We start from the raw sequence: 26,868 nt of genomic DNA, 5'->3' as shown, positions 1-26,868 counted from the left end.
TCGCATGTGGGATTTGTCGAGCAATTGTAAAAGGAACTTCCGCCTTCATCTTGAAGTATGTACACATGAAGAGGGGTGAGCGGATGAAAACATCAACAACCGTGCAGACAAAAGATCGTATTATGGATGCTGCCATCAGACTTTTTAACCAAAAAGGATTTTCTGGAACCTCTGTCCGTGAGATTGCGAAGGAAGCAAACGTCAACGTTGCCCACATTTCTTATTACTTTCAAGGAAAAGGAGGGCTGCTTGAGCAGCTCGTATCCGATTTTTATGAAGGCTACATTCACATGATTGAATCACATCTCCATCACATGGAAACCCGTCATGCAAAAGAATGCTTACTACATGTGGTTTTTGATATTTTATCTTATCAGCACAAGCACCGTCAATTAACCCGTTTCGTTTATCGGGAGGTGACAATTGATTCGACACTCATCAGAGAAATCATGTCGACATATTTAACAAAAGAAAAGTATTTGTTTCAGCTTATCATTGAAAAAGGAAAAAGCACCCATGTAATTTGTGAGCAGCTGTCACTCGCATCCTTTATGATTCAGCTAAAATCACTTCTCATGATGCCATATTTACAGCCGCAATATTTAACAGAGGTGCTTTATTTGAACCCAAGTGAGCCGTATTTCTATCAAATGTACTTTAAGGAGCTGAGCCGCTCGCTTCATTATCTGTTAGAACCAAAAGAGCCGGCACTAGATTCTCATCTAAACCTCATGATGTCCTCGAATTGATCATACGCATATCCGAGATCTTCCGCTTGATGGGCATCAGAGCCGAATATGAGCGGAATTTTTTTCTTTTTTGCAAGGTCAATCATCCATTGATCTAAATAGATACTTCTGGCATATGTTTTACGAAGACCTGATGTATTAAAATCTAAGGACATGCCTTTTTTTGCCGTTTCTTCAAGGCAAAGGGTGACCTTTTGACAAAGTTCAGGTGACATTTCATATGGAAAAAGCTGTTTGAATTTCTGGACAAGGGTGATATGACCGATTCTCTTTGGCTTATATTGGCCTAAAGATGATAGAATAGAAGAATGAATTTGGTCATAGTAGCTTTGATAGACCTGTTCGATGCTGCCATAGATGCTTATTAGCTGCTGGAAGGCATGCTCGTCAAAATCAAGGCAAATATAATCATCGCCAGCAGGAAGAAAGTGAACAGATAAAATGGCGTCGTCTAGTTCTGGACCGTAGCAGTCTAAAAAGGTTCTTGTTTCCTCTTCATACTCTTTGATAAAGTCAACCTCAAGTCCAGTTTTTACTATTAATTGTCCTTTGTATTCGTGTTTCAGCTGAGCCAGTTTCGTGATATACGCTTCAAGGTCTTGGAGCTTCATGGCACTATCCTGCTCAGGTGTTGGATCTTGAAACGATGGAGGCAGCGGGGCATGCTCGGTAAAGGTTATGGAATCAAATCCCTTTTTGATGGCTTTTTCAATATAAGAATGAAAAGGATCAAGCGAGCCGTGCGGGCAAAACGGTGTATGTAGATGTGCATCTTGTTTCAGCATGTCGTCACCTCTTGTCGATATTTTGAAAAACGTGATGTTTATCAGCGAAAATAATGAAAAATCATGACCAAAAATGCTGGTTACATGGTATCATAATAACAATGAAAACGACAGCTTCCGCATACATAAAAGCAGGTCACATTGATACGTGTGATCAAATGATAGAAAGCGCACAAATACTTTCTTGAAAAAACATACATAAAACCGTGAATGGATGGTATTGGAAAACATACGATCCTGCTTATAAAAAAACAAATGCAAAGCGGACACGAAAGGGTTCTCAGGTCTACTCGGGACACTTTTACCCTGACATCACTTAGATCACAACAAGGGGGCTCATTATGGAGTTAATCATCGGTTTAATTGTCATTTTGCTTGCTTTGTTTTCAGTCGGTTATTTCCTGCGAAAAAATATATATAAAGAGATTGACCGATTGGAAGCATGGAAAATTGAAATTTTAAACAGATCAATTGTAGAAGAAATTTCAAAGATCAAACATTTAAAAATGACCGGAGAAACAGAGCAATTTTTTGAAAGATGGCGTGCAGAGTGGGACGATATCGTCACAGCCCATCTTCCAAAGGTAGAGGAGCTATTATATGATGCAGAAGAGTATTCTGATAAATATCGATTCTCCAAAGCCAAGCAGGTTCTTACGCACATTGAGGACTTGCTGAGTGCTGCTGATTCGAACATTGAAGACATTTTAAAAGAGATTGCAGACCTTGTCACAAGCGAGGAGCAGAATCGCAAGGACATTGAAAAGGTCAAAGAACAATATCAAACAGTTCGAAAAAATCTGCTTGCGTACAGCCATTTATATGGCACCCTTTATGACAAAATGGAGCAGGATTTAGATGAAGCCTGGGAAGGGATCAAGCAGTACGAGGAAGAGACAGAAAACGGCAACTATATGAAAGCAAGAAAGATTTTGCTTGAGCAAGACCGCAGACTCGATCAGCTTCAGCTGTATATCAATGATGTACCGAAGCTCATTGCAGACTGCAAACAAACCGTACCAGGCCAGCTGACGAAGCTGAAAGACGGATATAAAGAAATGACAGACAAAGGCTACAAGCTCGAGCACATCCAGATCACTAAAGAGCTTGAGAATTTAAACAAACAGCTGACCCGTGCGGAAAAACTGCTGATTGATGAACTCAATCTGGATGAGGCATCAAGCATTCTCCAAATGATTGATGATGCCATTCAGACGCTGTATGATCAGCTGGAAGCGGAAGTAGAAGCAGGTCAGGAAATCAAAAGCAAAATGCCTGAGCTGACGGAAGCGTTTGAAAAGCTAGAGCAGGATCACACCCAAACAAAGGCAGAAACAGCTCTTGTAAAAGAAAGCTACAAACTGACAGCCGGAGAGCTTGATCAGCAGAAGGCGTTCGAAAAACGCTTAGAAGAAATTGAAAAGCTCATGAAACAAATTCGCGAGAAGCTTGATCGTGATCATGTCGCATATTCCCTATTAATGAATGAAATCAATCAGCTTGAGACCTTTATCGATGATGCAAAAGCATTGCATGATACATTTAAGGATCATCTTCAATCATTAAGAAAAGAAGAGCTGCAAGCGAGAGAAACACTGGCTGAGCTCAAAACGATGCTGACAGATACAGTGCGTCAGCTGCAAAAAAGCAATATTCCAGGTGTACCTGCTGACATGAAAGAGCAGGCTGAAAAAGCGCAGGAGATGATTCAGCAAGTGCACGAGCAGCTGGAGAACCTGCCGCTCAACATGCCAGCTGTGAATGGGCAATTAAAAGAAGCCTCTGACACAGTGAGACATGTTGTGAATGAGACGGAAGAAATGCTCACAAAAGTGGATCAAATTGAACGAATCATTCAATATGGCAATCGTTTTAGAAGCCAAAATCATATTCTTTCAGAACAATTAAAAGAGGCAGAGCGAAGATTTTATGCGTATGATTATAACGGTTCATTTGATGTAGCAGCATCAGCTGTTGAAAAAGCATCACCTGGAGCCGTTCAGAAGCTATTAGCTCAGCACGAAAAAGAATATCAGCATCAATAAAAAAGCTGAAGTCCATTGATAGGACTTCAGCTTTTTTTGTATTATGATGCCTGCTTCTGACGTTCTTCTGAAGCAGAAGAAGTGAAAAGGGAGATCACGAACCCAATGGCGACTCCAAGTATCGCAGGGACAAGCCAGCCAATGCCAAGGTCATAAAAAGGCAGCACTGTTTGGAAAATGTCTTTTACTGGACCGATTGGAAGCTTTGCTGCTGCTAAGCCGTCAAATAAGCTCACGCACCCTGTCAAAATTAACGAGAGGACATATACAGGTCTTCTATGTCCAAGCCATTTATCAGCAAGTGATAAAACGATGATCACAATCGCCAGCGGATAAATCGCTGTTAAGACTGGAACAGAGAAAGCAACAATATGAGCAAGTCCAAAGTTAGAAATAATGAAACTAAACAATGTAACAAGTGTCACGACCATTTTATAAGAAAGCTTAGGAAGTAACTTTGAGAAATACTCTCCGCATGATGTGACAAGACCGATACTTGTTGTTAAACAAGCGACTGTGATGGCAGCTCCTAACACAATATTTCCTAGACTGCCGAAAAGGAACTGAGAAGACTGAGCTAAGATTTTGCTTCCATCTCCAACGAATCCAATGGCATGTGTACTAGAAGCACCCAGATACGCAAGTGACAGGTAAACGAAGGTTAATCCAGCAGCTGCAATCAAACCCGCTTTGATACAAGCAGAAGCCAGTGCCTTTTTACTTGTCACACCGCGTCCTTTAATCGCGTTGATGACAACAATTCCAAATACAATAGAAGCAAGAGCATCCATCGTTTTATAGCCCTCTAAAAATCCTTTGAAAAACGATCCGTTGCTATAAGATACATCTGGTGTACCAATGACGCCCATCGGTGTCAAAATGGCTTTGACAATGATAATAAAAATGATCGTAAATTTAATCGGTGTTAATATTTTCCCTACACGATCCACGATTTTCGTTGGATTTAAAGCAAGATAATACGTAATACCGAAAAAGACGAGTGTAAATAAAAGAAGGGACAGCCAAGCTGGCACACTTGATAAAAATGGTAATGCCCCAATCTCATACGAAACTGTTCCTGTACGCGGAATAGCGAAAAGCGGCCCAATGGATAAATATAAAATGACGGTGAATGCTGTTCCAAACACTGGGTGAGCCTTATCTGCAAGTCCTTTTGCATCACGCCCTGTTAAAGCAATCGCAATAATCCCGAGTAGAGGTAAACCGACACCTGTTAATAAAAATCCGCCCATTGCTTTCCAGACATTTGTTCCGGCATATTGCCCAAGCTCTGGCGGATAAATCATATTTCCGGCGCCGAAGAATAAAGCAAATAACATAAAACCTATAATAATCGTATCTTTCGTCGACAATGTTGCCTTCATTGAATATAAAGCCTCCAATATTATGTTGAAATATTCTGTTAATTAGCTGCTAAAACGGTTCATCATTAACATTCACTAATTATAAAGGATGTACGCCTGATGTCAACATGTGTTTTCATACAAAAGTCATGAATTTTTCTATTTTAGTATATGAAGAACAATCAAAAACATCCCCTTCTCCTATGAAGGGGATGTTTTTTGAATTGATGCTTGATTAAGCAGGCTGTTTAGGTGGGCTCGTAAACAAAGAAATAAGAAGACCAATAATGGCTCCAAGTACGGCAGGGATAGCCCAGCCGATCCCAAGTTTGTATAAAGGAACAGTAGCTTCTAAAATTTCATTTAAACCGCCAAGAGGAATCTTTGCTGCCACTAACCCGTCGATGACGGCAAAGATACCTGTAAAAATGAGTGAAGCGATATAAATAATCCGTCTTCCGTTGATCCAGCGATCAAGAAAAGATAAGAGAATGATCACGATGGCTAACGGATAAATCGCAACAAGAACCGGAACAGAGAGCGAAATAATTTGTGCCAGTCCAAGGTTTGCCACAAATGTACTGAATAAAGATACAACTAAAACAACAGTGCGATAAGAAAAGCGTGGAAATAGTGAAGAAAAATATTCCCCGCAGGATGAAACCAGGCCAATACTTGTGGTCAAACAGGCAAATAAAATCGCAGCCCCTAGCACAATATTACCAGCAGAACCAAATAAAAAGTTCGCCGCAAGCGAAAGGAGTTTTCCACCTTCATTTGCCCCGACCATACCTGTTGCCTCAGGACTTGATGCTCCGACATAAGCGAGTGATATGTACACAAGAGCTAGTCCAGCAGCTGCGACAAGCCCAGCTTTAATACAGGCTGCGGCAATCGATTTACGTTCTGTCATACCGCGCTCTTTCACAGCCGTGACAACGACAATTCCGAAAACGATTGAAGCAAGAGCATCCATCGTTTTGTAGCCTTCTAAAAAGCCGGTAAACAGCGGGCTTCCTTCATAAGTTGGATGCGGACTCCCAATTCCACCCATTGGTGTCGCGATCGCTTTGATCACAATTAAAGCAATGACAGCGAGTAAAATTGGTGTTAAAATTTTACCGATTCGGTCAACAAGCTTCGATGGATTTAAAGCAAGAGCATAGGTAATGCCGAAAAAAGCAATCGAAAACAAGAATAATGGAATCCATGATTCAGACTGCGCTTCAGACAGAAACGGCGCCAGCCCAATTTCATAAGAAACCGTTCCAGTACGAGGGATCGCAAAGAAAGGCCCAATGGATAAATATAAAATGACAGTGAAAATGGTACCGAATGTAGGATGAGCTTTGTCAGCAAGCCCCTTTGCACCAGTTCCTGTCAGGGCAACGGCGATGACACCTAAGAGTGGAAGCCCAACTCCGGTCAGTAAAAATCCACCGATCGCAAGCCATACGTTTTCACCTGCGTACTGTCCAAGTACAGGAGGGAATATCATATTGCCTGCGCCGAAAAAGAGTGCAAACAACATTAAGCCGATGGCTAATGTGTCTGTTTGACTTAACTTATTTTTCATAAGGTTATCCCCCTATTATTTTATTTTTCCGCCATGTTTAAATATTCTGTTAATTTAGGAAAAAATATGACAATGGCACTATGCATGATATAGTGAATTGATGAGGTTGTCAATATACCGCTTTATATTGAAAAAAAAGGAATTCGGATCATATTAGTTAAACGCAAGAGGATAAGGAGTTTCGCAATGATGTATCTTGATAATAGTGCAACCACAAAACCGTACCCTGAGGTTTTACAAGTATATCAGCAAGTGAGTGAACGTTATTTTGGAAATCCATCTTCGCTTCATCAGCTCGGAATAGATGCAAGCCGGCTGTTAAATGAAACGAGAAAACAAATGCTTCACTACACGGGCTTGAAACAATATGAGATTATTTTTACGTCTGGTGCAACAGAAGCGAATAACATCGCCATTAAAGGAGCAGCACTTGCCAAAATGAACCGGGGCAAGCATATTGTGACCACAGAAATAGAGCATCCTTCTGTTATTGAATCGTTTGAACAGCTGAAGGCGTTATTTGGCTTTGACATCTCCTATATTCAAGTAAATGAGCATGGCCATGCAGATATGACTCATTTAAAAGAAGTGCTTCGCCCTGATACAGTGCTTGTCAGCATGATGCACGTCAATAACGAAACCGGTGCTATCCAGCCGATTGAAGAGGCTGCTGGTATCATTCGTGAGTATGCCGAAAACGCACTTTTTCATGTCGACGGGGTGCAGGGAATGTGCAAGGTCGTACTCAATAAACAGCTGGATGTAGACCTTTTGACGATGTCAGGCCATAAAATTCATGGATTAAAAGGCACAGGAGCACTCTTTTTAAAGAAAGATGTTACTCTCGCCCCTTTCATTACTGGAGGAGAGCAGGAATTAGGGCTTCGTTCAGGTACTGAAAACCCTGCTGGAGCTGTCAGCTTAGCAAAAGCCATGAAACAATCATTTGAACAGCTTGACAAGTATCATAATGAGATGCTGAACTTAAAAACGCAGCTGCAAAAACAGCTTGGAGAGATAGAAGGTATTGTGATGAATACACCGAGGGAGCAAAGTGCGCCGCACATTGTGAATTTTTCAGTGCCGGGTATTCAAATCGAAGTCCTCCTCCATATGCTTGAAAAAGAAGGCATATATGTTTCTACAACCTCTGCCTGCTCAGCCAAGAAAAAAGAGCCGAGCCGTGTACTGCTGGCAATGGGAAAACCAGAAGAAGTAGCCAAAAGCAGTATGAGAATCAGCTTGACGTATGGACAAGGACCAGAGCTAACGCCGCAAATCATCACATCGATCGCACAAAGTGTGAAAAAATTAAAAGGAATGAGATAACAGCATGAAATATGATCATATTTTAGTCCGTTTTGGTGAGATCTCAACAAAAGGGAAGAATAGAAAGAAATTCATTGAAAAACTAAGACAGCACATTCGGTACGTCTTAAAGGATTTTGAAGCATTAAAGTATGCATCTGATAGAGACCGTATCACGATTATGCTGAACGGAGAAGACCCTGATCTGATTTCAGAACAGCTCAAAAGTGTATTTGGCATTCAGAGTTTTAGTCTTGCGGTTAAATGTGAAACGAATCTAGATGCGATTAAAAATGCGGCACTAACAGCGGTACAGGAAGTGTATGAACAGGGGAATACATTTAAAGTCTCAACGAAACGCTCTTATAAACAATTTGAACTTGATTCAAATGAAATGAACCGCGAAATTGGCGGACATGTTCTAAGGAATACGGAAAACTTAACGGTCAATGTGAAACAGCCGGATGTGCATTTACGCATTGAAATCAGAGAGCACGCAACATACATTACATTTAAAGATGTCAAAGGTGCAGGCGGACTGCCGGTTGGTTCTAGCGGAAGAGCAATGCTCATGCTTTCAGGCGGCTTTGACAGCCCAGTTGCCGGCTATCAAGCAATGAAACGCGGAATTCAAATTGAAGCTGTGCATTTCTTTAGCCCTCCGTATACAAGTGAACGTGCAAAACAAAAGGTCATTGATCTTGCAGAATGCCTGGCAGCATATGGAGGCGAAGTAAAGCTTCACATTGTACCATTTACAAAAATTCAAGAACTGATCCACAAACAAGTACCTGAAAACTATACGATGACATCAACAAGAAGAATGATGCTGAAAATAGCTGACAAAATAAGAGAAAAGCGTGATGCCCTTGCGATTATTACCGGTGAAAGCCTTGGTCAAGTGGCAAGTCAGACACTTGAAAGCATGTATGCCATTAATCATGTGACCAATACACCAATCATCCGCCCGCTCATAGCTGTCGATAAAAATGACATTATTGATGAAGCAAGAAGAATTGGCACATACGATACAAGCATTCAGCCTTTTGAGGATTGCTGTACGATCTTTACGCCGCCGTCCCCTAAAACAAAACCAAAGCTTGAGAAGGTAGAACGCTACGAAAGCTTTGCTGATTTCGAGCCGATGCTGGACGAGGCAGTAGAGCAAATTGAAACGATGATTGTGACAAATGAAAAGAAAGCGGCAGACGAATTCGCTGATTTATTCTAAAACGAAAATTTCATAATAATTACCATAAAATCAATCGCATGAAGTCATGTGTTTCTACACATTCTATATTCACAAGGAGGTGAGAACACATGGCTCAACAAAACAGACAAAGCAGTTCTAACCAATTACTAGTACCAGGCGCTGCACAAGCTATCGACCAAATGAAGTACGAAATCGCTTCTGAATTTGGTGTAAACCTTGGTGCAGAAACAACATCTCGCGCTAACGGATCAGTTGGTGGAGAAATCACTAAGCGTCTTGTATCTTACGCTCAACAACATATGGGTGGCGGATCTTTCTAAGACACACAATTAAAAAGCTATGGCTTATGAGCGGGATCATTCCCGCTCTTTTCTTTTTGTACATATAAATAGTTAGAATATTTTTAAAAAAGGAGACGGATTTAAAAAATTATGGCATAATACTAGGAGTAGGTCCTAATCCAAGCATTTTTCAGTTATGAGTGTTAGAATAGGTAAATTGAAACATGTTTCGTTTCATAAGAAAGAGGCTAAAAGGAGCTGTACCATGAAAAGAGAAGACTTAATTGCACCAGAACAATATAACTTAGTCAGTGAGATTGAAGCGTTCAGTCATGACAAGGAGAAAATGGCCCTGCACTGGCAGGACGGGAATGGCCACGAAGCGCATGTGACATATGCAGCATTAGTGGAAGAAGCAAATAAAATTGGACATGTTTTATTAAATGCAGGCTTCAAAAAAGGCGATAAAATCATTGTGATGGTGCCGCGCATGCTCGAGGCATACAGCATTTATTTAGCGATTTTAAAAACAGGAATGGTCGTGATTCCTTGTTCTGAAATGCTGCGTGCGAAAGATTTAGATTACCGAATTGAACATGCAGAAGCAAAGGGAGCGATCGTTTACTCTTCATTCATTCAATCGTTCGACGGAACCAAAAAGCCAAACGATTTTAAAACATTCTCAATCGGTGAAAACGATCATGGCTGGACAAACATTCTAGCGCAAAAGGAAGAGCAATCAAACGAACTTGAATTGGCTGATACAAAGCGCACAGACATGGCGTTTTTATCCTATACATCAGGTACAACAGGGAACCCAAAAGGGGTTGTTCATACACACGGATGGGCGTATGCACATTTACGCACAGCTGCCAAAGCATGGCTCTCCATTAATGAAGGAGATAAAGTATGGGCGACAGCAGGACCAGGCTGGCAAAAATGGGTGTGGAGCCCCCTCTTATCTGTGTTAGGAAGTGGAGCAGAAGGCTTTGTGTATGGAGGAAAATTCAATCCAAATACATACTTAGAGCTGCTTCAAAAAAATGAAATCAATGTCCTATGCTGTACACCGACAGAATATCGCTTTATGGCAAAAGTAGATGATTTGAGTCAGTACGCGCTGCCGAAGCTGCATAGTGCTGTTTCTGCGGGAGAGCCATTGAACCGTGAAGTCATTGATACATTCAAAAAGCATTTCGATATAGAAGTACGAGACGGCTATGGCCAAACAGAAAGCACACTGCTCGTAGGGGTGCTAAAAGGGATGGATATCAAGCCAGGCAGTATGGGGAAACCAACCCCTGGCAACGAAGTAGATATCATTGATGAGGACGGAAACGTCTGCGCACCTGGAGAAATTGGAGACATTGCGGTCCATCTCGAAACACCGGCTTTATTTAAGGAATACTATAAAGACGAAGAGCGTACAAAGGCGCAGCGCCGAGGAAATTACTTCATTACGGGTGACCGCGCGAAAAAAGACGAAGATGGGTACTTCTGGTTTGAAAGCCGCAGAGATGACATCATTGTCAGCTCAGGCTATACGATCGGACCGTTTGAAGTAGAAGATGCACTGATCAAGCATCCAGCAGTGAAGGAATGTGCAGTTGTGGCGAGCCCAGATGAAATCAGAGGATCAATCGTCAAAGCATACGTCGTCCTTCGTGATGGAACTGCGCAAAGTGATGAATTGATCAAAGAGCTGCAAACACATGTGAAAAACACAACAGCACCGTACAAATACCCAAGAGAAATCGAATTCATTGACGAACTGCCAAAAACTCCGTCAGCGAAAATCCGCCGTGTAGAGCTGAGAGAAAGAGAGCTTGCACGAAAAGGTAAATAATAAAGAAGTGAGAAGCGTTTGGATGGAAACATCCAGCGCTTTTTTTGTATGGAAAATGAAATTCATTGAAAGCAGGCAGGATACTTTGTGTTAAAATATGTAGGAATTTCTGAAAAAGGAGAATGTTAGTAGATGTCCATTGCGATCATTCATGGAATTGTACTTGCCTTTGGTCTCATTTTACCTTTGGGCGCACAAAATGTATTTGTATTTCAACAAGGAGCGCTGCAGCCTCGTTTTTATCGAGCATTGCCTGTCGTCATCACGGCTGCTCTTTGTGACACACTTTTAATTGCTTTAGCTGTCATAGGGGTTTCTGTTGTGGTGTTTACCATTCCTGTGCTGCAAATCGGTCTTTATATCATTGGTTTCTGCTTTTTAGTGTATATGGGATGGTCTGTATGGAACACAAGCTCATCATCAGGTGATCAAGAGAAGCAGAAATTAATGCCTGCAAGAAAACAAATTGTATTTGCTTGTTCAGTTTCTCTCTTAAATCCCCACGCGATTCTCGATACGATAGGTGTCATTGGTACGAATTCGCTGCAATATAGCGGGACAGAAAAGCTGGCGTTTACACTTGCCTGTATCATCGTGTCCTGGTTATGGTTTATTGGGCTCGCCCTTTTAGGGAAGATGTTAGGAAAGTTAGATACAAACGGCAAGTGGATGAACCGTATCAATAAAGCTTCGGCGGTCATGATCTGGCTGGTTGCATTATACATTGCGTATCAATTGATTGTGTAAAGGTACATAGAGAATGAAACAAAGAAGCGTTTGGACGTAATGATCCAGCGCTTTTTTTGTACATGTTGGAAGTGCAGCAACCCAATCCTGCATGAGCGCAGCGCTCATGCAGGATTGGGTCATTTTTTGAAGATCGTTTGATTTAATAGACGGAGAGCTTGTACGATATCATCGATTTGTTCTATGTCTGAGGGAGATAGGCTGTCTATTAGCATCCTTTCGATATGCTGGAAGGCTTCGTTCATACAGGCACGGCCTTTGCCAGATAGCATAATGACATGCTTTCGTTTGTCATTACAGTCTTCTTCTCTATCAATGAATTGTTTTTCGTGCAGTTTTTTCAGTTCTCTGCTGACATTTGGAAGAGACATATGCTGGCAGTCTGCGATTTCACTAGGGGTAAGCGGTTCGCTGACCGCTAGCTGCTCTAAAATCAAATATTGTAAGGGTGTTAATTCTGGTGGTTTGACTTTGCTCATCAAGTCATGTTTTAACTCTGAAAAAGTAGACGCAAATGCGACGAATTCCTTGAAGAAATGTGGATGTTGCATGATGATCACCTCCTATGTAACATATCAAATTTATTATCAAAAAACAATTATCATTTGACAACTAATCGATTGAGGTATATCCTTTTATTATCAAATGATAACTAAAGGAGAAAAAGATGAATGTACTCATTATTTATACTCACCCTCATCACAATAGTTTAAATGGTGCTTTTTTTAAAGAAATTGTTAGAGGCAGCGAAGAAAATCCAATCGTTCAAGAAGTGAAAATCATCGATTTATATCAAGACAAATTTAATCCTGTGCTTGTTTTTAATGAAGAGAAAAAAAGACGTGATATGCATAAGGACCCTGATATTCAGGTGTATCAGGATAAGATCAAGTGGGCGGACAAGATCGTGTTCGTTTATCCCATTTGGTGGGGGCGGCCGCCAGCTATGCTCCTTGGCTTTATTGACCGCATGTTTGCTGCGAATTTCGCCTATCGCCAAACAGGCGGTCTGCTGCCAGAAGGATTATTAAAAGGGAAAAGCGCCGTTTGTGTATCAACAATGCAAGGACCAACAAACTACCCTTTGTTCTTTTTACAAAATGCGCACAAGATGTTAATGAAACGAGCTCTCTTACAATATGTCGGTATCAAACCTGTGAAGTTCTTTGAGTTTGGGATGATGGAAAGTCCAAAAGGGAAGCATGACATCAAATTAAAGCGCACATACAACTATTTCAGAAACTTCAGCTCTTAATATATTTTGATAAGTCACTTTTCTTCTAATTTGATCCTGTTCTGTTTTAAAATGACATTGAGGCGAGGGACTCATCCTCGTCATTTGAAAAGGGGGATATGGATGAAGAAAACATTGTTTAAAGATGCAGCTCTCTTAACACTGGATCCATCTGTAGGTTTTCTTGAAAGGGGAGATTTATTAATTGAAGGGAAATACATTTTAGAAGTAGGACCTTCAATTGAAGTAAGTGATGCTGACATCGTTGATGCATCTGATATGGTCATCATGCCAGGTCTTGTAGATACACATCGGCATGTGTGGCAGTCTGTCATCCGGGGCATAGGGACAGATTGGTCTTTGCAGACATATTTGAGCAAAATCTATTATGGCAACTATGGAGCGATGAGACGCCCATCCGACGATCGAATTGCCAATTATTTAGGGGCATTAGAGGCTTTAGATGCAGGTGTGACCACGTTTTTAGACTGGACGATGATCAATTCATTGGATCATACAGAAGAGCTTATTGGAGGATTAAAAGATGCGGGCATACGAGCTGTTTTTGCTTTTGGTTCCTCTGGAGATGCTGAATATTGGGATAGGGAAAGTACGCTCACCAATATGGAGGACGCAGCACGTGTGAAAAAAGCGCATTTTCAATCATCAGATCAGCTTTTAACAATGGGACTTGCGATTCGTGGTCCAGAGTTTTCTTCATGGGAGACGTCGGTATTTGAAATTGAAACAGCCCGGTCTTTAGATACTCTATGCAGTATGCACATTGGCTTTGGGAATTGGGGAGCGGAGGATCGATCGATTGAGCGGCTTCACAAAGCACGGTTACTCGGGCCGGATTTGAATATGGTGCATATCAATGCCATCGATGCGGATCAAATGAAGATGCTGGCAGACAGCGGAAGCTCCATATCCATTACACCTGAAATTGAAATGATGATGGGTCACGGTTATCCTGTCACAGGACTGGCAATTGAACAAGGTGTTCTTCCAACGCTCGGTGTAGATGTAGTGACTGCGACAGGGGGAGATTTGTTTGCCCAAATGAAATTCGGGCTTCAAGCAGAGCGCGCGATCCAAAATCAATCGTTGTTAATGGATGGGATCATGCCGGGGCCTGAACTTGGGCTGTCTGCTTATCAAATGCTTGAGGCTGCGACGATCAATGGTGCACGTGCATTACAGCTTGATCATAAAATTGGGTCACTTACACCTGGGAAAGAAGCTGATTTCATTCTGATCGATCGGACAAGCATGAATCTTCTTCCGATGTCAGATCCAGCTGGAGCGGTTGTCCAAACGGCACATCCTTCAAATGTTGATTCTGTTTACGTTGCTGGAAAAGCAGTGAAACAAAACGGAAAGCTTGTCGGTGTGAACCTAGAAGAGGTCAAACGAAAAGCTTATGCGGCAAGAGATCATATTCTATCGCACAAGTTTGAATCAACGCCATCATAAACAAATAATCCCCATAGGTAGCTGCCTATGGGGATGAGATTACAAGGATTCTTTAATGACCATTTTATAATATTGGACAGATAGGAATCCGAAAATAGAATATAACACCGTATAAATCGACATGACGATGAGCATTGGTGTCCACAGTTCACCACCGAAGAAAAACCAGCCTGACTGTACTGCAAAGTAGCTGTGCAGCAACCCGACAATGAGCGGAATCCCAAAGTTAAATAGCTGTTTAAGCCGAATACCTTTTAACAGATCTTTCTCTGTAAAACCAAGTTTTCGTAAGATCGTGTAAGAGCTTTGTTCCTCTTCACTTTCATTCATTTGTTTAAAGTATAAAATACAGCCTGATGTGACAAGGAAGCTGAGACCTAAAAATCCGACGACAAACATCATCAGTCCTATTGTTTGCTTTTGCTGTTGAGCTGAAGCCAATTGAGACATGCTGTTGTCACCTAGTTTTAAAGAGGTAAACACACTATTTGCTTGTTCAAGATTTTTATTATCTTTTATGTTGACTGCTATATATTGGCTTTTATCAAGCTGCAGACCTTTTTGTTGGTCGAGCTGTAGCTTAGGATCCTTCTGTTGATCAAGCTGCTCAAAAACATCTTGACTCACGACGGCAACAGGCAGACCCCCAAAAGTGAAGTTGTTAGAAATGAGATAATCTTTTTTCAAATCCAAAACTTTCAAATCGAGCGGTTTCTTGATGAGAAGCTTCACATCGCCTGAGCTTTTAATCGGCATGAATTTCTTTAACATATCACTGTAGCCGCTTAAAATCACTTCGTTGTTCTCCACATGGATATTTGGTGCGTTTTTCTCACTAATTACAGGCAGTGTCAATATGCCTGGTTCATTATTCATATTTTTTAACTCTGCATCCATATCCATGAGTTTTTTTGCATCAAATTTTGCTCGAATCACTTTGACCTGCTTTAGATCATACGCAATTTGTTTGTCAGAAAGTGCACGAGTGAAGGTGTTGGCTTCTTTCTCTGAGCCCATGACGAAATGTGATGGGATCTGTTGTTCAGCGGTTTTTTCTGCTGAGTAATAGGAAATGTAGCTAAGAGCCAGCAAACCGATGGCAAGTGCAGATACGGTTGTAATAATCGTTAAAAGCAGTGCATTTGATTTTAGCCGGAACATAATGGATGACAAAGATAACACTTCATGAATGGCGAGATAGCCATTTTTTCTTTTACGTACGATATTGGCAATGAAAGAAACAGAGCCTTTGTAAAAAAGAAAGGTACCGATGATGACAGAGGCTAGAATATAAATCATGGCTAAAAGTAACTCAAGCATGGACGTATATGAGCCGGTAAAAAGCTTAGAAGAAATATAATAGCCTGAGCTGATCAAGACAATACCGAAAACCCCAATGATGATTTCAAACACAGAGATTTTTTTCACACGCTGTTCTGTCGAAGATGTGGTTCTAAACAAAGATAAAATCGTCTGTCTATTAATAAACCATCTATTTCTTAACATAATCAATCCATAGATGATGAAAAAGACGATGAGTGTCTGCAAAAGAGCCATGCCTGAAAAATGCAGATTGGCGATGGCGTTAACACCGGTCACTTTAAATAACACCATCAGCATCAGCTTTGAACCGATAAAGCCGGCAATGATGCCGATAACCATGGCGGTCACGTATAGGATAAAGTTTTCTGCATTGAGCAGTCTGGCAATTTTTTGTTTCGTCATACCAATGAGCTGTAAGAGACCTATTTCTTTTCCTCTGCGCTTAATAAAAATGCTATTCGCATATAGCAGGAAAATACCGACGATAGCAATGAGCAGAACTGAAGCGGCTTTAATTGAAGCGCCGCCTTTAATGGAGCCTTTTACATCATCAAGTGCAGGTGAGTACTGCAAGGTGACAAAAGAAAAATAGAGCGCCACACTAAACACGAGAGCAAACACATATAAATAGTAATTCTTCAAATTTTTCTTCAAGTTACGGAAGATGAGCTGATTAATGTTCATGCTTCACACCACCTAAAACACCTTGCGTTTTCATAATATCCTCGAAAAACATCTTTCTCTCTAAAGCACCTTTATTCAACTGTGTATAAATCTGTCCATCCTTGATAAAAATGACGCGTCTTGAATAGCTGGCTGCGACAGGATCATGTGTCACCATGACAATGGTCGCTTTTCGTTTGCGATTGAAATCTTGCAGTTTATTGAGTAAATCAGAGGCAGATTTGGAATCAAGCGCTCCGGTAGGTTCATCCGCGAAAATAAGACTCGGTTCATGAATGAAGGCACGAACCGCAGATGTCCGCTGTTTTTGTCCACCAGAGAGCTCATTCGGATATTTGTCTCTTAGTTCATAAATGCCCATGTCCTCCGCAAGCTGTTGAAAACGTTCGAAAGCTTCTTTCTTCGGCGTTTTGGAGATAGATAATGGTAAGAGGATGTTCTCTTTGACCGTGAGTGTATCAAGTAAGTTATAATCCTGAAAAACAAAGCCAAGCTGCTTTTTTCTAAATTCAGCAAGCTGCTGATCCTTCATTTGCGTCATCTCAGCATCTGCAATACGAATGGATCCGCTGGACACATGATCGATAGACGACAATACGTTCAGAAGGGTTGTTTTCCCCGAGCCTGATGGCCCCATGATACTGACAAATTCCCCGGCTTCAATGGTTAAATCAATACCACTCAGCACCTCTTGTTTGTTGAATTTATTTCCATAGCTTTTATAAATTTTGCGAGCTTCTAAAATGTTCATTTGCTGAACCCCTTTTTCTTTTAATTGATATCTCTAGTATAAAAAGAAGCCTGCCAGACGTCCTTCGATTTGGCGAACAAAACAGACGAGCATGTGACATTGTTGTCACATGCTTGTTTTTTAAACAAATTTTATGTAAACCCGTTTCTTATGTAAGGTGAGTTTTCTTTACCTATTTATTTTATCTGGTTTTTCACTCTTATGTATCAATCTTCTATGATTTTTCATGTCATGGTGGCGTTTTGAAGCTTTACATGGTTATTTTATTCATGTATGATATGCATATTAAATGTATGCATAGTAAATCTATGTATTGGAGGTAACTAAGAATGAAAGTGAGTAAAGAGCTTCTAAAGGGAAGTACAGCTACCCTTATATTAAGCTTATTAAATGAAAGACCGATGTATGGATATGAAATGATTAAAGAATTGGAGGCGAAGTCGGAAGGGATTTTCAGCTTTAAAGAAGGAACAATCTATCCTATATTGCACAATTTAGAGGGGAAAGAATTTATTATTTCTTACTGGGGCGAAGGGAATGGCAACCGGAAAAGAAAGTATTACAAAATCAATGAGCAAGGGAAAGCACTGATACAGGAAAAGAAAGAAGAATGGAACGTTTTCAAACATGCAGTCGATGGCGTATTGAACGGAGAGAAAATCGCATGGGATTAGATAAAAAGTTCGAGAAGTATGTCAAAAGTGTATGTAAACAAATTAAAAATAAAGATGTTCATTCGAGTGTAAAGCTTGAGCTGCTGGATCATCTATACACGCTAAAAGAGGAAGCAATGAATGCTGGGGTGTCTGAAGAAGAGGCGGTAGATCAAGCGTTGAACCAAATTGGTGATGCGGAAATTCTCGGAATGCAGCTTCATGAAACACATAAAACCCAAATCGATTTTAAAATGATTCTTCTAGTGTTAGCTACTTGTTTTTGCGGGCTGTTTGTGATGTACTTTTTGCAGTTTCATTCAGATTTTACAAATTTTCAAAACATGAACATTTTTTATAAAAGTCTTGCCTTTTATCTAATTGGTCTAGTGCTTATGTTTGGTTTGTTTTCATTCGATTATCGGCGCTTATTGAAATACTCTTGGCATTTATACATTGGGACACTCGGAACGCTGATTTTTTCGATGATGTTCGGGGCAAGAGTGAACGGTGTTCTTTTTTTAAAAATAAATGATGTATCTATTAATTTGACTGAGATTATGCCTTTTCTTCTAGCTATTTCTTTAGCAGGGATCTTCCACAATTGGAATTGGGAGAATGCGTACAAAGCTTGGTTTGGAGTAGGGGTTATGGCTTTACCGATTATTTTAATCAGTACGATTGGTTTTCTTCCTGCGACTGTTATCTGTCTGGTCATGTGCTTAACCGTGATGTATGTGTCTAGCGCAAGTTTATGGCAAATCATTATGCTGACAGCAACAGGCATTTTATATGTGATGGTTGAATTATTTTCTCTTTTTCAAGCAGATGGGCACCCTTTCTTTTATAGAATTCATGAATTCAGCTCAAACGGGCTTCAGATCACACCTTATGCTATGTCTGAAGTTCACACGGATTGGATGTTTACATATATCATTTATTCATTTGGCTGGTTGGCAGGGCTCATTGCGATTCTGTTGTTTGTCATTTTTATTCACAGAGTATTTCATACAGCAAAACGAGTGAAAATGGCTTATGGCAAAATGGTCATGACAGGTTTAGCCGCTGTTTTTGCAGCAAAATGTCTCTTAAGCATCTTCACAAACTTTGGCTTTCTGCCTTTACCTGGAGTGTCTATGCCTTTCATGAGCTATGGAGGTTCACATATTCTTCTAGAAATGATGGCTGTTGGGCTGATCTTAAGTATTTATAGACGGAGAAAGATGGGAGATGTTTTTCGCAGAGAAGCGGGGAGTATTTCCTAAGTAAGCCACCACAATCTCTTCGCGCAAGTTTTGACAGCCGCGAAGAGATTGTGATTGCTTTTCACATGCTCGCAATATGAACAAAATCATTCTTTTTCGGAAAGATGAAGGTGAAGGTTGTACCTTGATCTATCGTGGAGTTGACCTCGATCGTGATATGAAGAGCGTCTGCTCCTTTTTTCGTTAAATAGAGCCCCATTCCTGTTGAGGCGGTGTCATTGTGATGTTTAGTTGAGGTAAAGCCTTTTTCAAAAATACGAGAGATGTCTCTTGGATCAATTCCTCTGCCTTGATCTGTGATCGTCAGCATGACTTGGTCATTTATTTGCTTGCTTTCAATGACAATATCGGAAGAATGGCTGTATTTGACTGCATTTGTGAGTACCTGTCTGATCATAAAGGATAACCATTTTATATCACTTAATACGGTGCGTTCCTCCAGCGTCAGCTCAAAGCCGATTCCTTTTTGCATACACCATGATTGGAGCGCTTTGATTTCTTTTGTTATGATGCTTTGCAGGTCCAGCTTTTCAATGAATAAATCATTTTCGATATGACGTACTCTGCTTTGGTGCAGCTGGGCATCGAGTAATAAATGGATTCTGAGCCACTCATACGTCATATTTGATTTCAGCGGCTGATCTGTTAAGCGGTCAATCATTAAGCGCATCGCTGTCAGCGGTGTTTTGACCTCATGTATCCAAGAAAGTAATTCATCTTTTTCTTCTTCAAGAGCGATTTTCTGATCTGCTGCCATCCGCCGGTAGCGTGCAATTTGCTCTGACGTCGCATCATGGATAAGGTGCTCAAATGGGGAAGTGGGGGCTAGCCGCATTTGATGTTCAATGTCATCATCCCATTCTTTCAACCTCTCATAATAAGCTGTTTCTTTTCGGTATCGAAAAAAGAGAAAGACAATCATGAGAAACGTAGACAATAGCACAATATAAAAAAGAGAAGCGATGGGAATGGTCGTATCCAAATAAGCAACAAATAGAATGAGGAGCTGCAAACTAAGAAAGAAAAGAATCCAGCTTCTTCGTTCTTTTAGAAATGCCTGCAGCATCATTGATCATCCTTTTCCTTTGCAAGATAGCCTTGACCCACTTTTGTCTCAATGAAGGCGCCAAGGGAGATCTCGTCTAGTTTTTTTCTGAGCCGGTTGACGTTTACAGTCAGTGTATTGTCACTGACAAATCGTTCATCCTCCCACAATGCTTGAATGAGTGATTCCCGGCTGACGATATGATTTTTATGCTGAATCAATTCCTTGAGAATAAATAACTCATTTTTCGTTAATTCAACCTCACCGTGATCATTTGTTACGGTGTTTTTTTCTAGGTCAATCGCAGCGCCGCACCACATTTTTAGGCTGGCCGGTTCTGCATTATAATTATGCACGCGGCGAAGAACAGCACTAATTTTGGCAATGAGCACGTCAAAATGGAAGGGCTTTTGCACGAAATCATCAGCACCGAGCTGCATCGACATGACCATATCAGCAGGGTGGTCTCTTGAGGAAAGGAAGATGATTGGAACATTTGAATGATGCCGAATCATCCGGCACCAGTGAAAGCCATCGTATTTTGGCAGCTGAATATCAATAATGACGAGATCAGGCTGGACAGACGTGAATTCCTGCAGCACCTGATGAAAATCTTGAATCCCATAGACATCATAGGACCAGTTGACTAGACGTTCTTTGATTTCTTGGAAGAGGGTTGTATCATCTTCAATCAGTAGAATCTTAAACAAAATCAGCACCACACTTTTTGTATTCGCTTGTTGTCATTGTAGCGGAAAAAAGGCTCTGCCGCTAGAAGCAGACAAGAAAAAAGCAAGGGAAGAGGTCCCTTGCTTCAGCTTATTTACCTAAAAAGTGCTTTTTAAAGAATGATAGTTGGAATTCAAGTGTGAGTGGGTCATTAAAATAGAATTCCTCTGCATTGGCTTCATACACACGATGTTTTTTGACAGCTGGGATGGACTTGTAAATTTCACTGTTTTGATAGGAATTGTCCATTTCGCTATTTTTACTAATGATCATATAGTCTCCAGCAAACTCAGGGATGACTTCCTGTGAAACCGCATAGTAGCCGGCTTTTAATGCTTTTTCTTTCACTTTCTCAGGCATTTTCAGTTTCATTGCTTGATAGAGAATTTCTGTTCCGCGGCCCCATGCATCTCCAAAGACGTAAAGGTCTTTTGTGCCACTTTCAAAGACAGAAACTGTTGCATCTTTACCGATTTTTGCTTTGATTTCTTTTCCCGCTTCAGCTGAGCGTTTTTTAAAATCTTTTACCCAAGCTGTTGCTTCTTTTTCTTTGTTTAATACTTTACCGATTTCAATTTGCTGCTGAAGGTAATCCACTTTGTTATACGTAAACAAAACGGTTGGTGCGATTTTTTTGAGCTTTTCTACATTTTTAGTATTACTTAAGCCAATGATGACATCAGGCTTTAGCTTCATGATTTTCTCTACATTGGCATCCGATACTTCTTCCACATTTTTTAATTCCTTTTGGAAGCGAGGGTTCTTTTTGGACCAAGAGTCAACGCCGACGAGGTTCACACCAAGTGACATGACATTACCTGTGTAAGAACCAAGAACAACAACACGTTTTGGATGTGCTGGAAGCTTCACAGGCCCATTTTCAGATTGATATGTAATTTTGTCTGATGATGTTGATTGATTTCCTTTATTTGAGGAAGAGCTGCTGCTATTGCCACATGCGCTCAATGCAAGTACAAAGATGAGCATCAGAGGGAACAATATTTTCTTCATGAATGTAGACTCCTTTGAAATCGGCACATAGCCGTATATTTGGTTGTATTAGTGATAATGATAATTATTATCACTTGGATATCATATCATAGGACTGTGGTCTGTTGTCAATGACATTTTGATAGCTGGTGATAAAAAATAAAGGGGGAATTTTCGATAAAAAAAAGATCAAGGCAGCATGTGTCCTGATCTTTTTTCTTATTTAAACCAGCCTTTTTCTTTTGATCGTGTAATGGCTTCGATGCGGTTTTTCACTTCTAGCTTATCTAAAATAATGGAAATGTAGTTCCGGACAGTGCCGCTTTTAATGCTCAGTTCTTTTGCAATTTCTTTTGTGTTTTTACCGTCTGCGACAAGTTCAAGAACCGATTTCTCTCGCTCCGTTAAAGGGTTTTCGTCACTATATAAGTCTTCCATCAATTCAGGTGCGTACACCTTTTTCCCTTTCATCACACTGCGAATGGCACTTGCCAGCTCCTCGCTTGGGCTGTCTTTCAGCATGTAGCCGCTGACGCCAGCTTTTAGCGCTCTTTGGAAATAACCAGAGCGGGCAAAGGTCGTTAAAATGATGATTTTCACATCTGATCCTTTAAGCTCTTCCGCTGCATCAAGTCCGGTTTTTCCCGGCATTTCAATATCCATTAAGCAAATATCAACAGGGTGTGTTTTGGCAAAATCGATGGCATCTTGGCCATTCGTACCTTTCCCAACAACCGTCATATCGTCTTCTAAATCGAGAAGTGAACCGAGTGCACCAAGCAGCATTTGCTGATCTTCTGCGATAAAGATGTTGATCATTTCATCCCCTCCTTTTCTTTTGCTGCTGAATCATTTGGAATGCTCATAATGAGCTTTGTCCCGTCTTTTGTTTCAATGCGCAGGCGGCCATTTGCAAATTCTAATCTTTCTCTTATTCCTAAAAGGCCGTGACCCTTCGTTTGAGAGGATGGATAGTCGCCTTTAAATGTTCCGTCATCCTCAACGGTGACGATGGCTTCCTTTGATTTTTGGTGAATGGTGATTTTACAAACAGTCGCATCACTATGTTTGACGACATTTGTCACTGCCTCTTTGATGCACATGCTCACTATGTTTTCGTTCAGAAGTGAGATGTGTTTCGGTGCTTCCTTTTCATCATAGATCAACTCAATTCCGGCTGCTTCGAGAATTTGCTCGATGTTCGACATTTCATCTTTAATTCGGATGCCTTTCATGGAGGAAACAATCTTCCGCACTTCATTGAGAGACGTTCTGGCGGTTTGCTGGACGCTTTTGAGTTCGGCACGAGCCTGTTCAGGGTCTTTATACACGAGTTTACGGGCAAGATCACTTTTTAAACCGATCAAAGAAAGCTTTTGTCCAAGGGTGTCATGCAGGTCGCGTGCAATGCGCTGTCTTTCTTCAAGCTTCACAAGATCAGCAATCCGTTCATTGGCATATTCTAATTTCTCCTCAAGCCGTTCACGTTCCTTCCTGCTCCGAACGCTGAGAGGAAGAAGAATGGCACTAATCAGGGTGATCACCACAAAAGGAATTTGTGTGAGAAACCAGCCCTTTTTTAAGATCAAACTAAAGTTCACTGCCACGGCGGCACTCGCCAGATGGATATAGTACAAGATATAAAAGGGGACTTTTCGTTTAATATGTCCGTTAAAATAGGCGATGCAAAAAGCGAAATAAATATAGCTGTAGAGCATCACATAACCAGTTGAAATACCGATCAATAAAAGGCCAAAGACATATAATGACCAGCCTTTTGCGACAAAGGCAAAACGATACACAGCGAAAAAGACGACGTTCAAAATAATGCCGATCACAATACCTAAAGTCGAAGGTGTCTTAAGGATAAAATAGAAGGGCAGGATGAAAAAAATGGCCCATATATAGGGAGAAATCCCATGCAATTTTTGAATTTTAAACTGTTTTTTCATCCGTGTGCCACCTTTTTTCGTTTTCGTTCTTTTTCTTTACTTTATCAAATTCAACTTATGGTTGCATCCTGTAAATGACAACAAGCTCCTTCTAGTGTAAGAAAGAGCTTGCACCAATTATGCATTTTTCTTTAGAATGTCTCCTTTAATGACAGGTGCCGGTATCTTCTTAGATTGCCGTGCTTCTTTAAAGGTAACGAATGCTTTCGTTTCTTCATCCCAAAGTCTAAATTTCATTGACTCGATACTTGTTTTTAAAGTGATGGTTGGAACATTTTGAAGCGGCTCACTATGATCATGTGCATGCTCCAAATGATAATTCGGTACCCTCGGACTTAAATGATGGACATGGTGATAACCGATATTGCCTGTTAACCACTGAAGTAGTTTTGGCAATTTGTAAAAAGAACTGCCTTCTACAGCTGCCTGCACATAGTTCCAATGCTCATCTGCTTCAAAATAAGAGTCCTCAAACGTATGCTGTACATAAAACAACCATACACCGATAGATCCTGAGATCAGGAAGATCGGACCTTGAACAAGCAGGAATTCCTGCCAGCCAAAAAGGAGACATGTTGCGGCTGCTAACGCAATGATGCTCACGTTTGTGAAATACGTGTTCCAACGCTCTTTTTTACGAGCATTTTTGACGTTGAAACGGTTTTTTAAGAGAAAAACAAAGATCGGTCCTAAAATAAACATCACAAAAGGGTTACGATAAAATCTGTAGCGAAATTTCGTCCATGCTGATGCTTCTTGATATTCTTTGACTGTTAGGAGCCAAATGTCGCCAGTACCTCGTTTGTCTAAATTACTGCTTGTGGCATGGTGAATTGAATGATCTCGTTGCCATTGAAGATAAGGGAAAAGGGTGAGTACGCCCGTTAAAAAACCGAACAGGTGATTCAGCGGCTTCTGTTTAAAAAAGGATTGATGGCAGCAGTCGTGAAAAATAATAAAGACACGCACTAAAAAACCAGCTGCAATAACCGCGAAAAAGAGGGTTAAAAGGTAGGAGATATTCAGGCTATAATAGGCAAGAAACCAAAGCCCTAAAAATGGAATGAATGTATTAAAGAGTTGAATGATACTTTTTTTCGAATCAGCACCAGAGAATTGACCCACTTGTTTTCTTAAAGTAGCTTGCTGCTGTGTGTTTGTTGAAGTCGTCATGAACGTTCAAGTCCTTTCCGTTTCTTTCTACTTCAAAGTATAGAAGGAAAGGTGTCATGCTCATAGTAGCACCCATCATGTATTCAATATGACATTTGTCATGTTTGTCATCAAAAAGGCTGATGGGATACGGTTTTGAGCTTATTTCAATATAAAAATAAAAAAAAGTAAAGGCGCTGGGCCCTCACTTTTTATGAACGTGCTTCATGTACTTTTAACTGCTTGCCTTTAATGGTTGTGTGGCGCATGGCATTCAGCACAAGAGGGCCTTTGCCGTTTAAAATATCTACATATGTTTTTGTGTCTTGGATCGTAATAATCCCAATGTCATCGAATGCAACGCCTTCTATTTTGGCAATGGTCCCAACAAAATCAACAGCCCGCAGCTTCTTTTTCTTTCCGCCGTTAAAATAAAGCTTCATAATATCCTTCTCAACGCCTGCCTGTTTATTTTCCTTTTGAATAGGCGTTTCAATCTTTTCTTCAAAGCTTTCTACATGCTTTTCTGCTTCTTCCTTTGTCGGATAAGGCTGAGTTTGAAAGTCTATGCCGGCATCCTGCTTTAATTCATCAATGAGCGGTTTTGCATTCTTTGTCATAAACGCAATCGTTTTCCCGCTTTTTCCCGCTCTGCCTGTTCTGCCAGTCCGGTGAATATAGCGCTCTTTTTCATAAGGAAGATCATAATGAATGACATGTGTCATATCACTGACATCAATTCCCCGGGCTGCTATATCTGTTGCGATCAGATAACGGAATTCACCTTTTTTAAATTCATCCATCACATCAAAGCGGTCTTCCTGTCTCATACCGCCATGAATTTTGTCACAGGGCACATCCCATTCGTCCAGCTTCAGCGTGAGTTCATTCACCCTGTCTTGTGTATTACAGAAAATAATGCAGCTATCTGGATTTTCAATGACGATCGTACGCTGAAGAAGGGAGAATTTCGATTCTTCTTCCGTTTCAATGACGGTGTGGGTGATTTGCTGTACAGACGTTTCTTCACGTGCAATCTCAATGACTTTTGGTGATTGTAAAAACTGTTCGCTCAATTTTTTCATATCATCAGACATTGTCGCTGAAAACAGCATCGACATGCGCTTTGGCGGCAGATACTGAATAATAGAAGAGACTTGATCGATAAATCCCATGTTCAGCATCTCATCCGCTTCATCTAACACGAAAAATTTGAGATTTTCTAAAGAAAGGGTGCCTTTCTCAAGGTGATCCAAAATGCGGCCTGGTGTCCCGCACACAATATGGTTTTTCTGTGAAAGCTCTACTTTCTGCGCTTGAAAAGAGGCTTTTCCATAAATGGCTGCGGCTTTGATTCGTTTGAACCGCCCAAGGCTTGTGAGGTCTTGTTTGACCTGCATGGCGAGTTCTCGTGTCGGAACGAGGATGAGGGCTTGAGGTTTATTTTCAGCCCAATCAACCATTTCACAAATCGGCAGACCATAGGCTGCAGTCTTGCCGCTGCCAGTCTGAGATTTGACGATTAAATCCTGCTTTGAAAAAGCAACGGATAATGTCTCGTGCTGAACGGGTGTAGGTGTATGGAAGTGAAGCGCTTCTAACGCTTGTTTCAATTCATCACTTAATGGATATTGATCAAAATGTTGTAATGTCATCGTGTTCTCCTTTTCGTACATTCATACTTGTGACATCATACCATA

24 protein-coding genes are annotated in these 26,868 nt (G+C 40.8%); 11 read left to right on the top strand and 13 right to left on the bottom strand.

All coding sequences use genetic code 11. The features are described from left to right. Positions 1-83 precede the first annotated feature (83 nt). Positions 84-749, top strand: a complete 666-nt coding sequence (gene refZ, locus NSU11_RS13800; RefSeq protein ID WP_024426169.1) for a forespore capture DNA-binding protein RefZ — start codon at positions 84-86, stop codon at positions 747-749. On the opposite strand, the gene hisJ is transcribed toward refZ, so the two are convergent. Beyond that, positions 719-1,534: a histidinol-phosphatase HisJ gene (hisJ, locus tag NSU11_RS13795; protein WP_151862613.1), complete on the bottom strand. Its 816-nt coding sequence runs from the start codon at positions 1,532-1,534 to the stop codon at positions 719-721. The genes refZ and hisJ overlap by 31 nt on opposite strands. 341 nt (positions 1,535-1,875) lie before the next feature. Here hisJ and ezrA point away from each other — a divergent pair, with 341 nt between their 5' ends. Next, a complete protein-coding gene (gene ezrA / locus NSU11_RS13790) occupies positions 1,876-3,579 on the top strand; it encodes a septation ring formation regulator EzrA (RefSeq protein ID WP_025092280.1) in 1,704 nt (567 codons plus the stop codon). A gap of 41 nt (positions 3,580-3,620) precedes the next feature. Here the strand turns inward: ezrA and brnQ (NSU11_RS13785) are convergent, their stop codons facing one another. Both brnQ (NSU11_RS13785) and brnQ (NSU11_RS13780) read right to left on the bottom strand, forming a co-directional pair. Beyond that, a complete protein-coding gene (gene brnQ, locus NSU11_RS13785) occupies positions 3,621-4,964 on the bottom strand; it encodes a branched-chain amino acid transport system II carrier protein (protein ID WP_034279555.1) in 1,344 nt (447 codons plus the stop codon). 214 nt (positions 4,965-5,178) lie between these two features. Then, positions 5,179-6,519: a branched-chain amino acid transport system II carrier protein gene (gene brnQ / locus NSU11_RS13780; protein WP_101676762.1), complete on the bottom strand. Its 1,341-nt coding sequence runs from the start codon at positions 6,517-6,519 to the stop codon at positions 5,179-5,181. Between the two features lie 186 nt (positions 6,520-6,705). On the opposite strand from brnQ (NSU11_RS13780), the gene NSU11_RS13775 reads away from it, so the two are divergent. From NSU11_RS13775 to NSU11_RS13755, 5 genes are all read left to right on the top strand, one after another. Further along, positions 6,706-7,848: a cysteine desulfurase family protein gene (locus NSU11_RS13775; RefSeq protein WP_342493635.1), complete on the top strand. Its 1,143-nt coding sequence runs from the start codon at positions 6,706-6,708 to the stop codon at positions 7,846-7,848. Positions 7,849-7,852: 4 nt separating this feature from the next. Then, positions 7,853-9,058: a tRNA uracil 4-sulfurtransferase ThiI gene (gene thiI, locus NSU11_RS13770; protein ID WP_342493634.1), complete on the top strand. Its 1,206-nt coding sequence runs from the start codon at positions 7,853-7,855 to the stop codon at positions 9,056-9,058. Between the two features lie 89 nt (positions 9,059-9,147). Further along, entirely contained in the window at positions 9,148-9,360 is a 213-nt protein-coding gene (locus tag NSU11_RS13765) for an alpha/beta-type small acid-soluble spore protein (RefSeq protein ID WP_024424829.1), read from the top strand. Positions 9,361-9,586: 226 nt separating this feature from the next. Continuing rightward, positions 9,587-11,167: an acyl--CoA ligase gene (locus tag NSU11_RS13760; RefSeq protein ID WP_205184259.1), complete on the top strand. Its 1,581-nt coding sequence runs from the start codon at positions 9,587-9,589 to the stop codon at positions 11,165-11,167. Between the two features lie 132 nt (positions 11,168-11,299). Continuing rightward, positions 11,300-11,914: a LysE/ArgO family amino acid transporter gene (locus NSU11_RS13755; RefSeq protein WP_205184261.1), complete on the top strand. Its 615-nt coding sequence runs from the start codon at positions 11,300-11,302 to the stop codon at positions 11,912-11,914. 119 nt (positions 11,915-12,033) lie between these two features. On the opposite strand, the gene NSU11_RS13750 is transcribed toward NSU11_RS13755, so the two are convergent. Then, positions 12,034-12,465, bottom strand: a complete 432-nt coding sequence (locus tag NSU11_RS13750; protein ID WP_095409284.1) for a MarR family transcriptional regulator — start codon at positions 12,463-12,465, stop codon at positions 12,034-12,036. Between the two features lie 116 nt (positions 12,466-12,581). Between NSU11_RS13750 and NSU11_RS13745 the strand changes: the two genes are divergently transcribed. Together NSU11_RS13745 and NSU11_RS13740 are read left to right on the top strand one after the other, a co-directional pair. Next, entirely contained in the window at positions 12,582-13,169 is a 588-nt protein-coding gene (locus tag NSU11_RS13745; RefSeq protein ID WP_205184264.1) for an NAD(P)H-dependent oxidoreductase, read from the top strand. A 102-nt stretch (positions 13,170-13,271) separates the two neighbouring features. Then, positions 13,272-14,624 (top strand): amidohydrolase family protein, encoded by a 1,353-nt coding sequence (locus NSU11_RS13740; RefSeq protein ID WP_342493633.1) that lies wholly within the window; start codon positions 13,272-13,274, stop codon positions 14,622-14,624. 39 nt (positions 14,625-14,663) lie between these two features. Here the strand turns inward: NSU11_RS13740 and NSU11_RS13735 are convergent, their stop codons facing one another. After that, positions 14,664-16,631, bottom strand: a complete 1,968-nt coding sequence (locus NSU11_RS13735) for an ABC transporter permease (protein ID WP_205184269.1) — start codon at positions 16,629-16,631, stop codon at positions 14,664-14,666. Then, positions 16,621-17,382 carry an ABC transporter ATP-binding protein gene (locus tag NSU11_RS13730; RefSeq protein ID WP_012010889.1) on the bottom strand — a complete coding sequence of 254 codons (762 nt, stop codon included), beginning with the start codon at positions 17,380-17,382 and terminating at the stop codon, positions 16,621-16,623. The genes NSU11_RS13735 and NSU11_RS13730 overlap by 11 nt, the downstream gene beginning before the upstream one ends. A 329-nt stretch (positions 17,383-17,711) precedes the next feature. Here NSU11_RS13730 and NSU11_RS13725 point away from each other — a divergent pair, with 329 nt between their 5' ends. Continuing rightward, positions 17,712-18,056, top strand: coding sequence for a PadR family transcriptional regulator (locus tag NSU11_RS13725; protein WP_095409279.1), 345 nt, complete (start codon positions 17,712-17,714; stop codon positions 18,054-18,056). Continuing rightward, on the top strand, positions 18,047-19,300 hold the full coding sequence (locus tag NSU11_RS13720) for an FtsW/RodA/SpoVE family cell cycle protein (RefSeq protein WP_342493632.1): 1,254 nt from the start codon (positions 18,047-18,049) through the stop codon (positions 19,298-19,300). The genes NSU11_RS13725 and NSU11_RS13720 overlap by 10 nt, the downstream gene beginning before the upstream one ends. A gap of 61 nt (positions 19,301-19,361) precedes the next feature. On the opposite strand, the gene NSU11_RS13715 is transcribed toward NSU11_RS13720, so the two are convergent. The 7 genes from NSU11_RS13715 to NSU11_RS13685 all read right to left on the bottom strand — a co-directional run bounded on the left by NSU11_RS13715 (position 19,362) and on the right by NSU11_RS13685 (position 26,823). After that, positions 19,362-20,366 (bottom strand): sensor histidine kinase, encoded by a 1,005-nt coding sequence (locus NSU11_RS13715; RefSeq protein WP_205184273.1) that lies wholly within the window; start codon positions 20,364-20,366, stop codon positions 19,362-19,364. Continuing rightward, positions 20,366-21,055, bottom strand: a complete 690-nt coding sequence (locus NSU11_RS13710; protein ID WP_205184275.1) for a response regulator transcription factor — start codon at positions 21,053-21,055, stop codon at positions 20,366-20,368. The genes NSU11_RS13715 and NSU11_RS13710 overlap by 1 nt, the downstream gene beginning before the upstream one ends. Before the next feature lie 109 nt (positions 21,056-21,164). Next, complete coding sequence (locus tag NSU11_RS13705; protein WP_205184277.1) at positions 21,165-22,085, bottom strand: iron-hydroxamate ABC transporter substrate-binding protein; 921 nt, start codon at positions 22,083-22,085, stop codon at positions 21,165-21,167. A gap of 198 nt (positions 22,086-22,283) precedes the next feature. After that, positions 22,284-22,883 (bottom strand): response regulator transcription factor, encoded by a 600-nt coding sequence (locus NSU11_RS13700; RefSeq protein ID WP_041115006.1) that lies wholly within the window; start codon positions 22,881-22,883, stop codon positions 22,284-22,286. Continuing rightward, a complete protein-coding gene (locus NSU11_RS13695; protein WP_095409274.1) occupies positions 22,880-24,016 on the bottom strand; it encodes a sensor histidine kinase in 1,137 nt (378 codons plus the stop codon). Before NSU11_RS13695 ends, NSU11_RS13700 begins: the two co-directional genes overlap by 4 nt. A 117-nt stretch (positions 24,017-24,133) precedes the next feature. Further along, positions 24,134-25,189 (bottom strand): fatty acid desaturase, encoded by a 1,056-nt coding sequence (locus NSU11_RS13690; protein ID WP_107163233.1) that lies wholly within the window; start codon positions 25,187-25,189, stop codon positions 24,134-24,136. Between the two features lie 191 nt (positions 25,190-25,380). After that, positions 25,381-26,823 (bottom strand): DEAD/DEAH box helicase, encoded by a 1,443-nt coding sequence (locus tag NSU11_RS13685; protein WP_224426968.1) that lies wholly within the window; start codon positions 26,821-26,823, stop codon positions 25,381-25,383. Positions 26,824-26,868 lie beyond the last annotated feature (45 nt).

The sequence above is a fragment of the Bacillus sp. FSL R5-0712 genome (genome assembly GCF_038593285.1).
GTDB classification, from domain to species: Bacteria; Bacillota; Bacilli; order Bacillales; family Bacillaceae; genus Bacillus; species Bacillus safensis.
This window is presented reverse-complemented; position numbering and strand designations above follow the sequence as displayed.

What these genes read in the sequence shown, in the direction of transcription:
- brnQ (WP_034279555.1), bottom strand. Translation starts at nt 4,964, where the DNA reads ATGAAGGCAACATTGTCGACGAAAGATACGATTATTATAGGTTTTATG.
- NSU11_RS13765 (WP_024424829.1), top strand. Translation starts at nt 9,148, where the DNA reads ATGGCTCAACAAAACAGACAAAGCAGTTCTAACCAATTACTAGTACCA.
- thiI (WP_342493634.1), top strand. Translation starts at nt 7,853, where the DNA reads ATGAAATATGATCATATTTTAGTCCGTTTTGGTGAGATCTCAACAAAA.
- NSU11_RS13775 (WP_342493635.1), top strand. Translation starts at nt 6,706, where the DNA reads ATGATGTATCTTGATAATAGTGCAACCACAAAACCGTACCCTGAGGTT.
- refZ (WP_024426169.1), top strand. Translation starts at nt 84, where the DNA reads ATGAAAACATCAACAACCGTGCAGACAAAAGATCGTATTATGGATGCT.
- NSU11_RS13760 (WP_205184259.1), top strand. Translation starts at nt 9,587, where the DNA reads ATGAAAAGAGAAGACTTAATTGCACCAGAACAATATAACTTAGTCAGT.
- NSU11_RS13695 (WP_095409274.1), bottom strand. Translation starts at nt 24,016, where the DNA reads ATGAAAAAACAGTTTAAAATTCAAAAATTGCATGGGATTTCTCCCTAT.
- NSU11_RS13735 (WP_205184269.1), bottom strand. Translation starts at nt 16,631, where the DNA reads ATGAACATTAATCAGCTCATCTTCCGTAACTTGAAGAAAAATTTGAAG.
- NSU11_RS13715 (WP_205184273.1), bottom strand. Translation starts at nt 20,366, where the DNA reads ATGCTGCAGGCATTTCTAAAAGAACGAAGAAGCTGGATTCTTTTCTTT.
- NSU11_RS13730 (WP_012010889.1), bottom strand. Translation starts at nt 17,382, where the DNA reads ATGAACATTTTAGAAGCTCGCAAAATTTATAAAAGCTATGGAAATAAA.
- NSU11_RS13705 (WP_205184277.1), bottom strand. Translation starts at nt 22,085, where the DNA reads ATGAAGAAAATATTGTTCCCTCTGATGCTCATCTTTGTACTTGCATTG.
- NSU11_RS13750 (WP_095409284.1), bottom strand. Translation starts at nt 12,465, where the DNA reads ATGCAACATCCACATTTCTTCAAGGAATTCGTCGCATTTGCGTCTACT.
- NSU11_RS13745 (WP_205184264.1), top strand. Translation starts at nt 12,582, where the DNA reads ATGAATGTACTCATTATTTATACTCACCCTCATCACAATAGTTTAAAT.
- brnQ (WP_101676762.1), bottom strand. Translation starts at nt 6,519, where the DNA reads ATGAAAAATAAGTTAAGTCAAACAGACACATTAGCCATCGGCTTAATG.
- NSU11_RS13700 (WP_041115006.1), bottom strand. Translation starts at nt 22,883, where the DNA reads ATGATCAACATCTTTATCGCAGAAGATCAGCAAATGCTGCTTGGTGCA.
- NSU11_RS13740 (WP_342493633.1), top strand. Translation starts at nt 13,272, where the DNA reads ATGAAGAAAACATTGTTTAAAGATGCAGCTCTCTTAACACTGGATCCA.
- ezrA (WP_025092280.1), top strand. Translation starts at nt 1,876, where the DNA reads ATGGAGTTAATCATCGGTTTAATTGTCATTTTGCTTGCTTTGTTTTCA.
- NSU11_RS13755 (WP_205184261.1), top strand. Translation starts at nt 11,300, where the DNA reads ATGTCCATTGCGATCATTCATGGAATTGTACTTGCCTTTGGTCTCATT.
- NSU11_RS13725 (WP_095409279.1), top strand. Translation starts at nt 17,712, where the DNA reads ATGAAAGTGAGTAAAGAGCTTCTAAAGGGAAGTACAGCTACCCTTATA.
- NSU11_RS13685 (WP_224426968.1), bottom strand. Translation starts at nt 26,823, where the DNA reads ATGACATTACAACATTTTGATCAATATCCATTAAGTGATGAATTGAAA.
- hisJ (WP_151862613.1), bottom strand. Translation starts at nt 1,534, where the DNA reads ATGCTGAAACAAGATGCACATCTACATACACCGTTTTGCCCGCACGGC.
- NSU11_RS13720 (WP_342493632.1), top strand. Translation starts at nt 18,047, where the DNA reads ATGGGATTAGATAAAAAGTTCGAGAAGTATGTCAAAAGTGTATGTAAA.
- NSU11_RS13690 (WP_107163233.1), bottom strand. Translation starts at nt 25,189, where the DNA reads ATGACGACTTCAACAAACACACAGCAGCAAGCTACTTTAAGAAAACAA.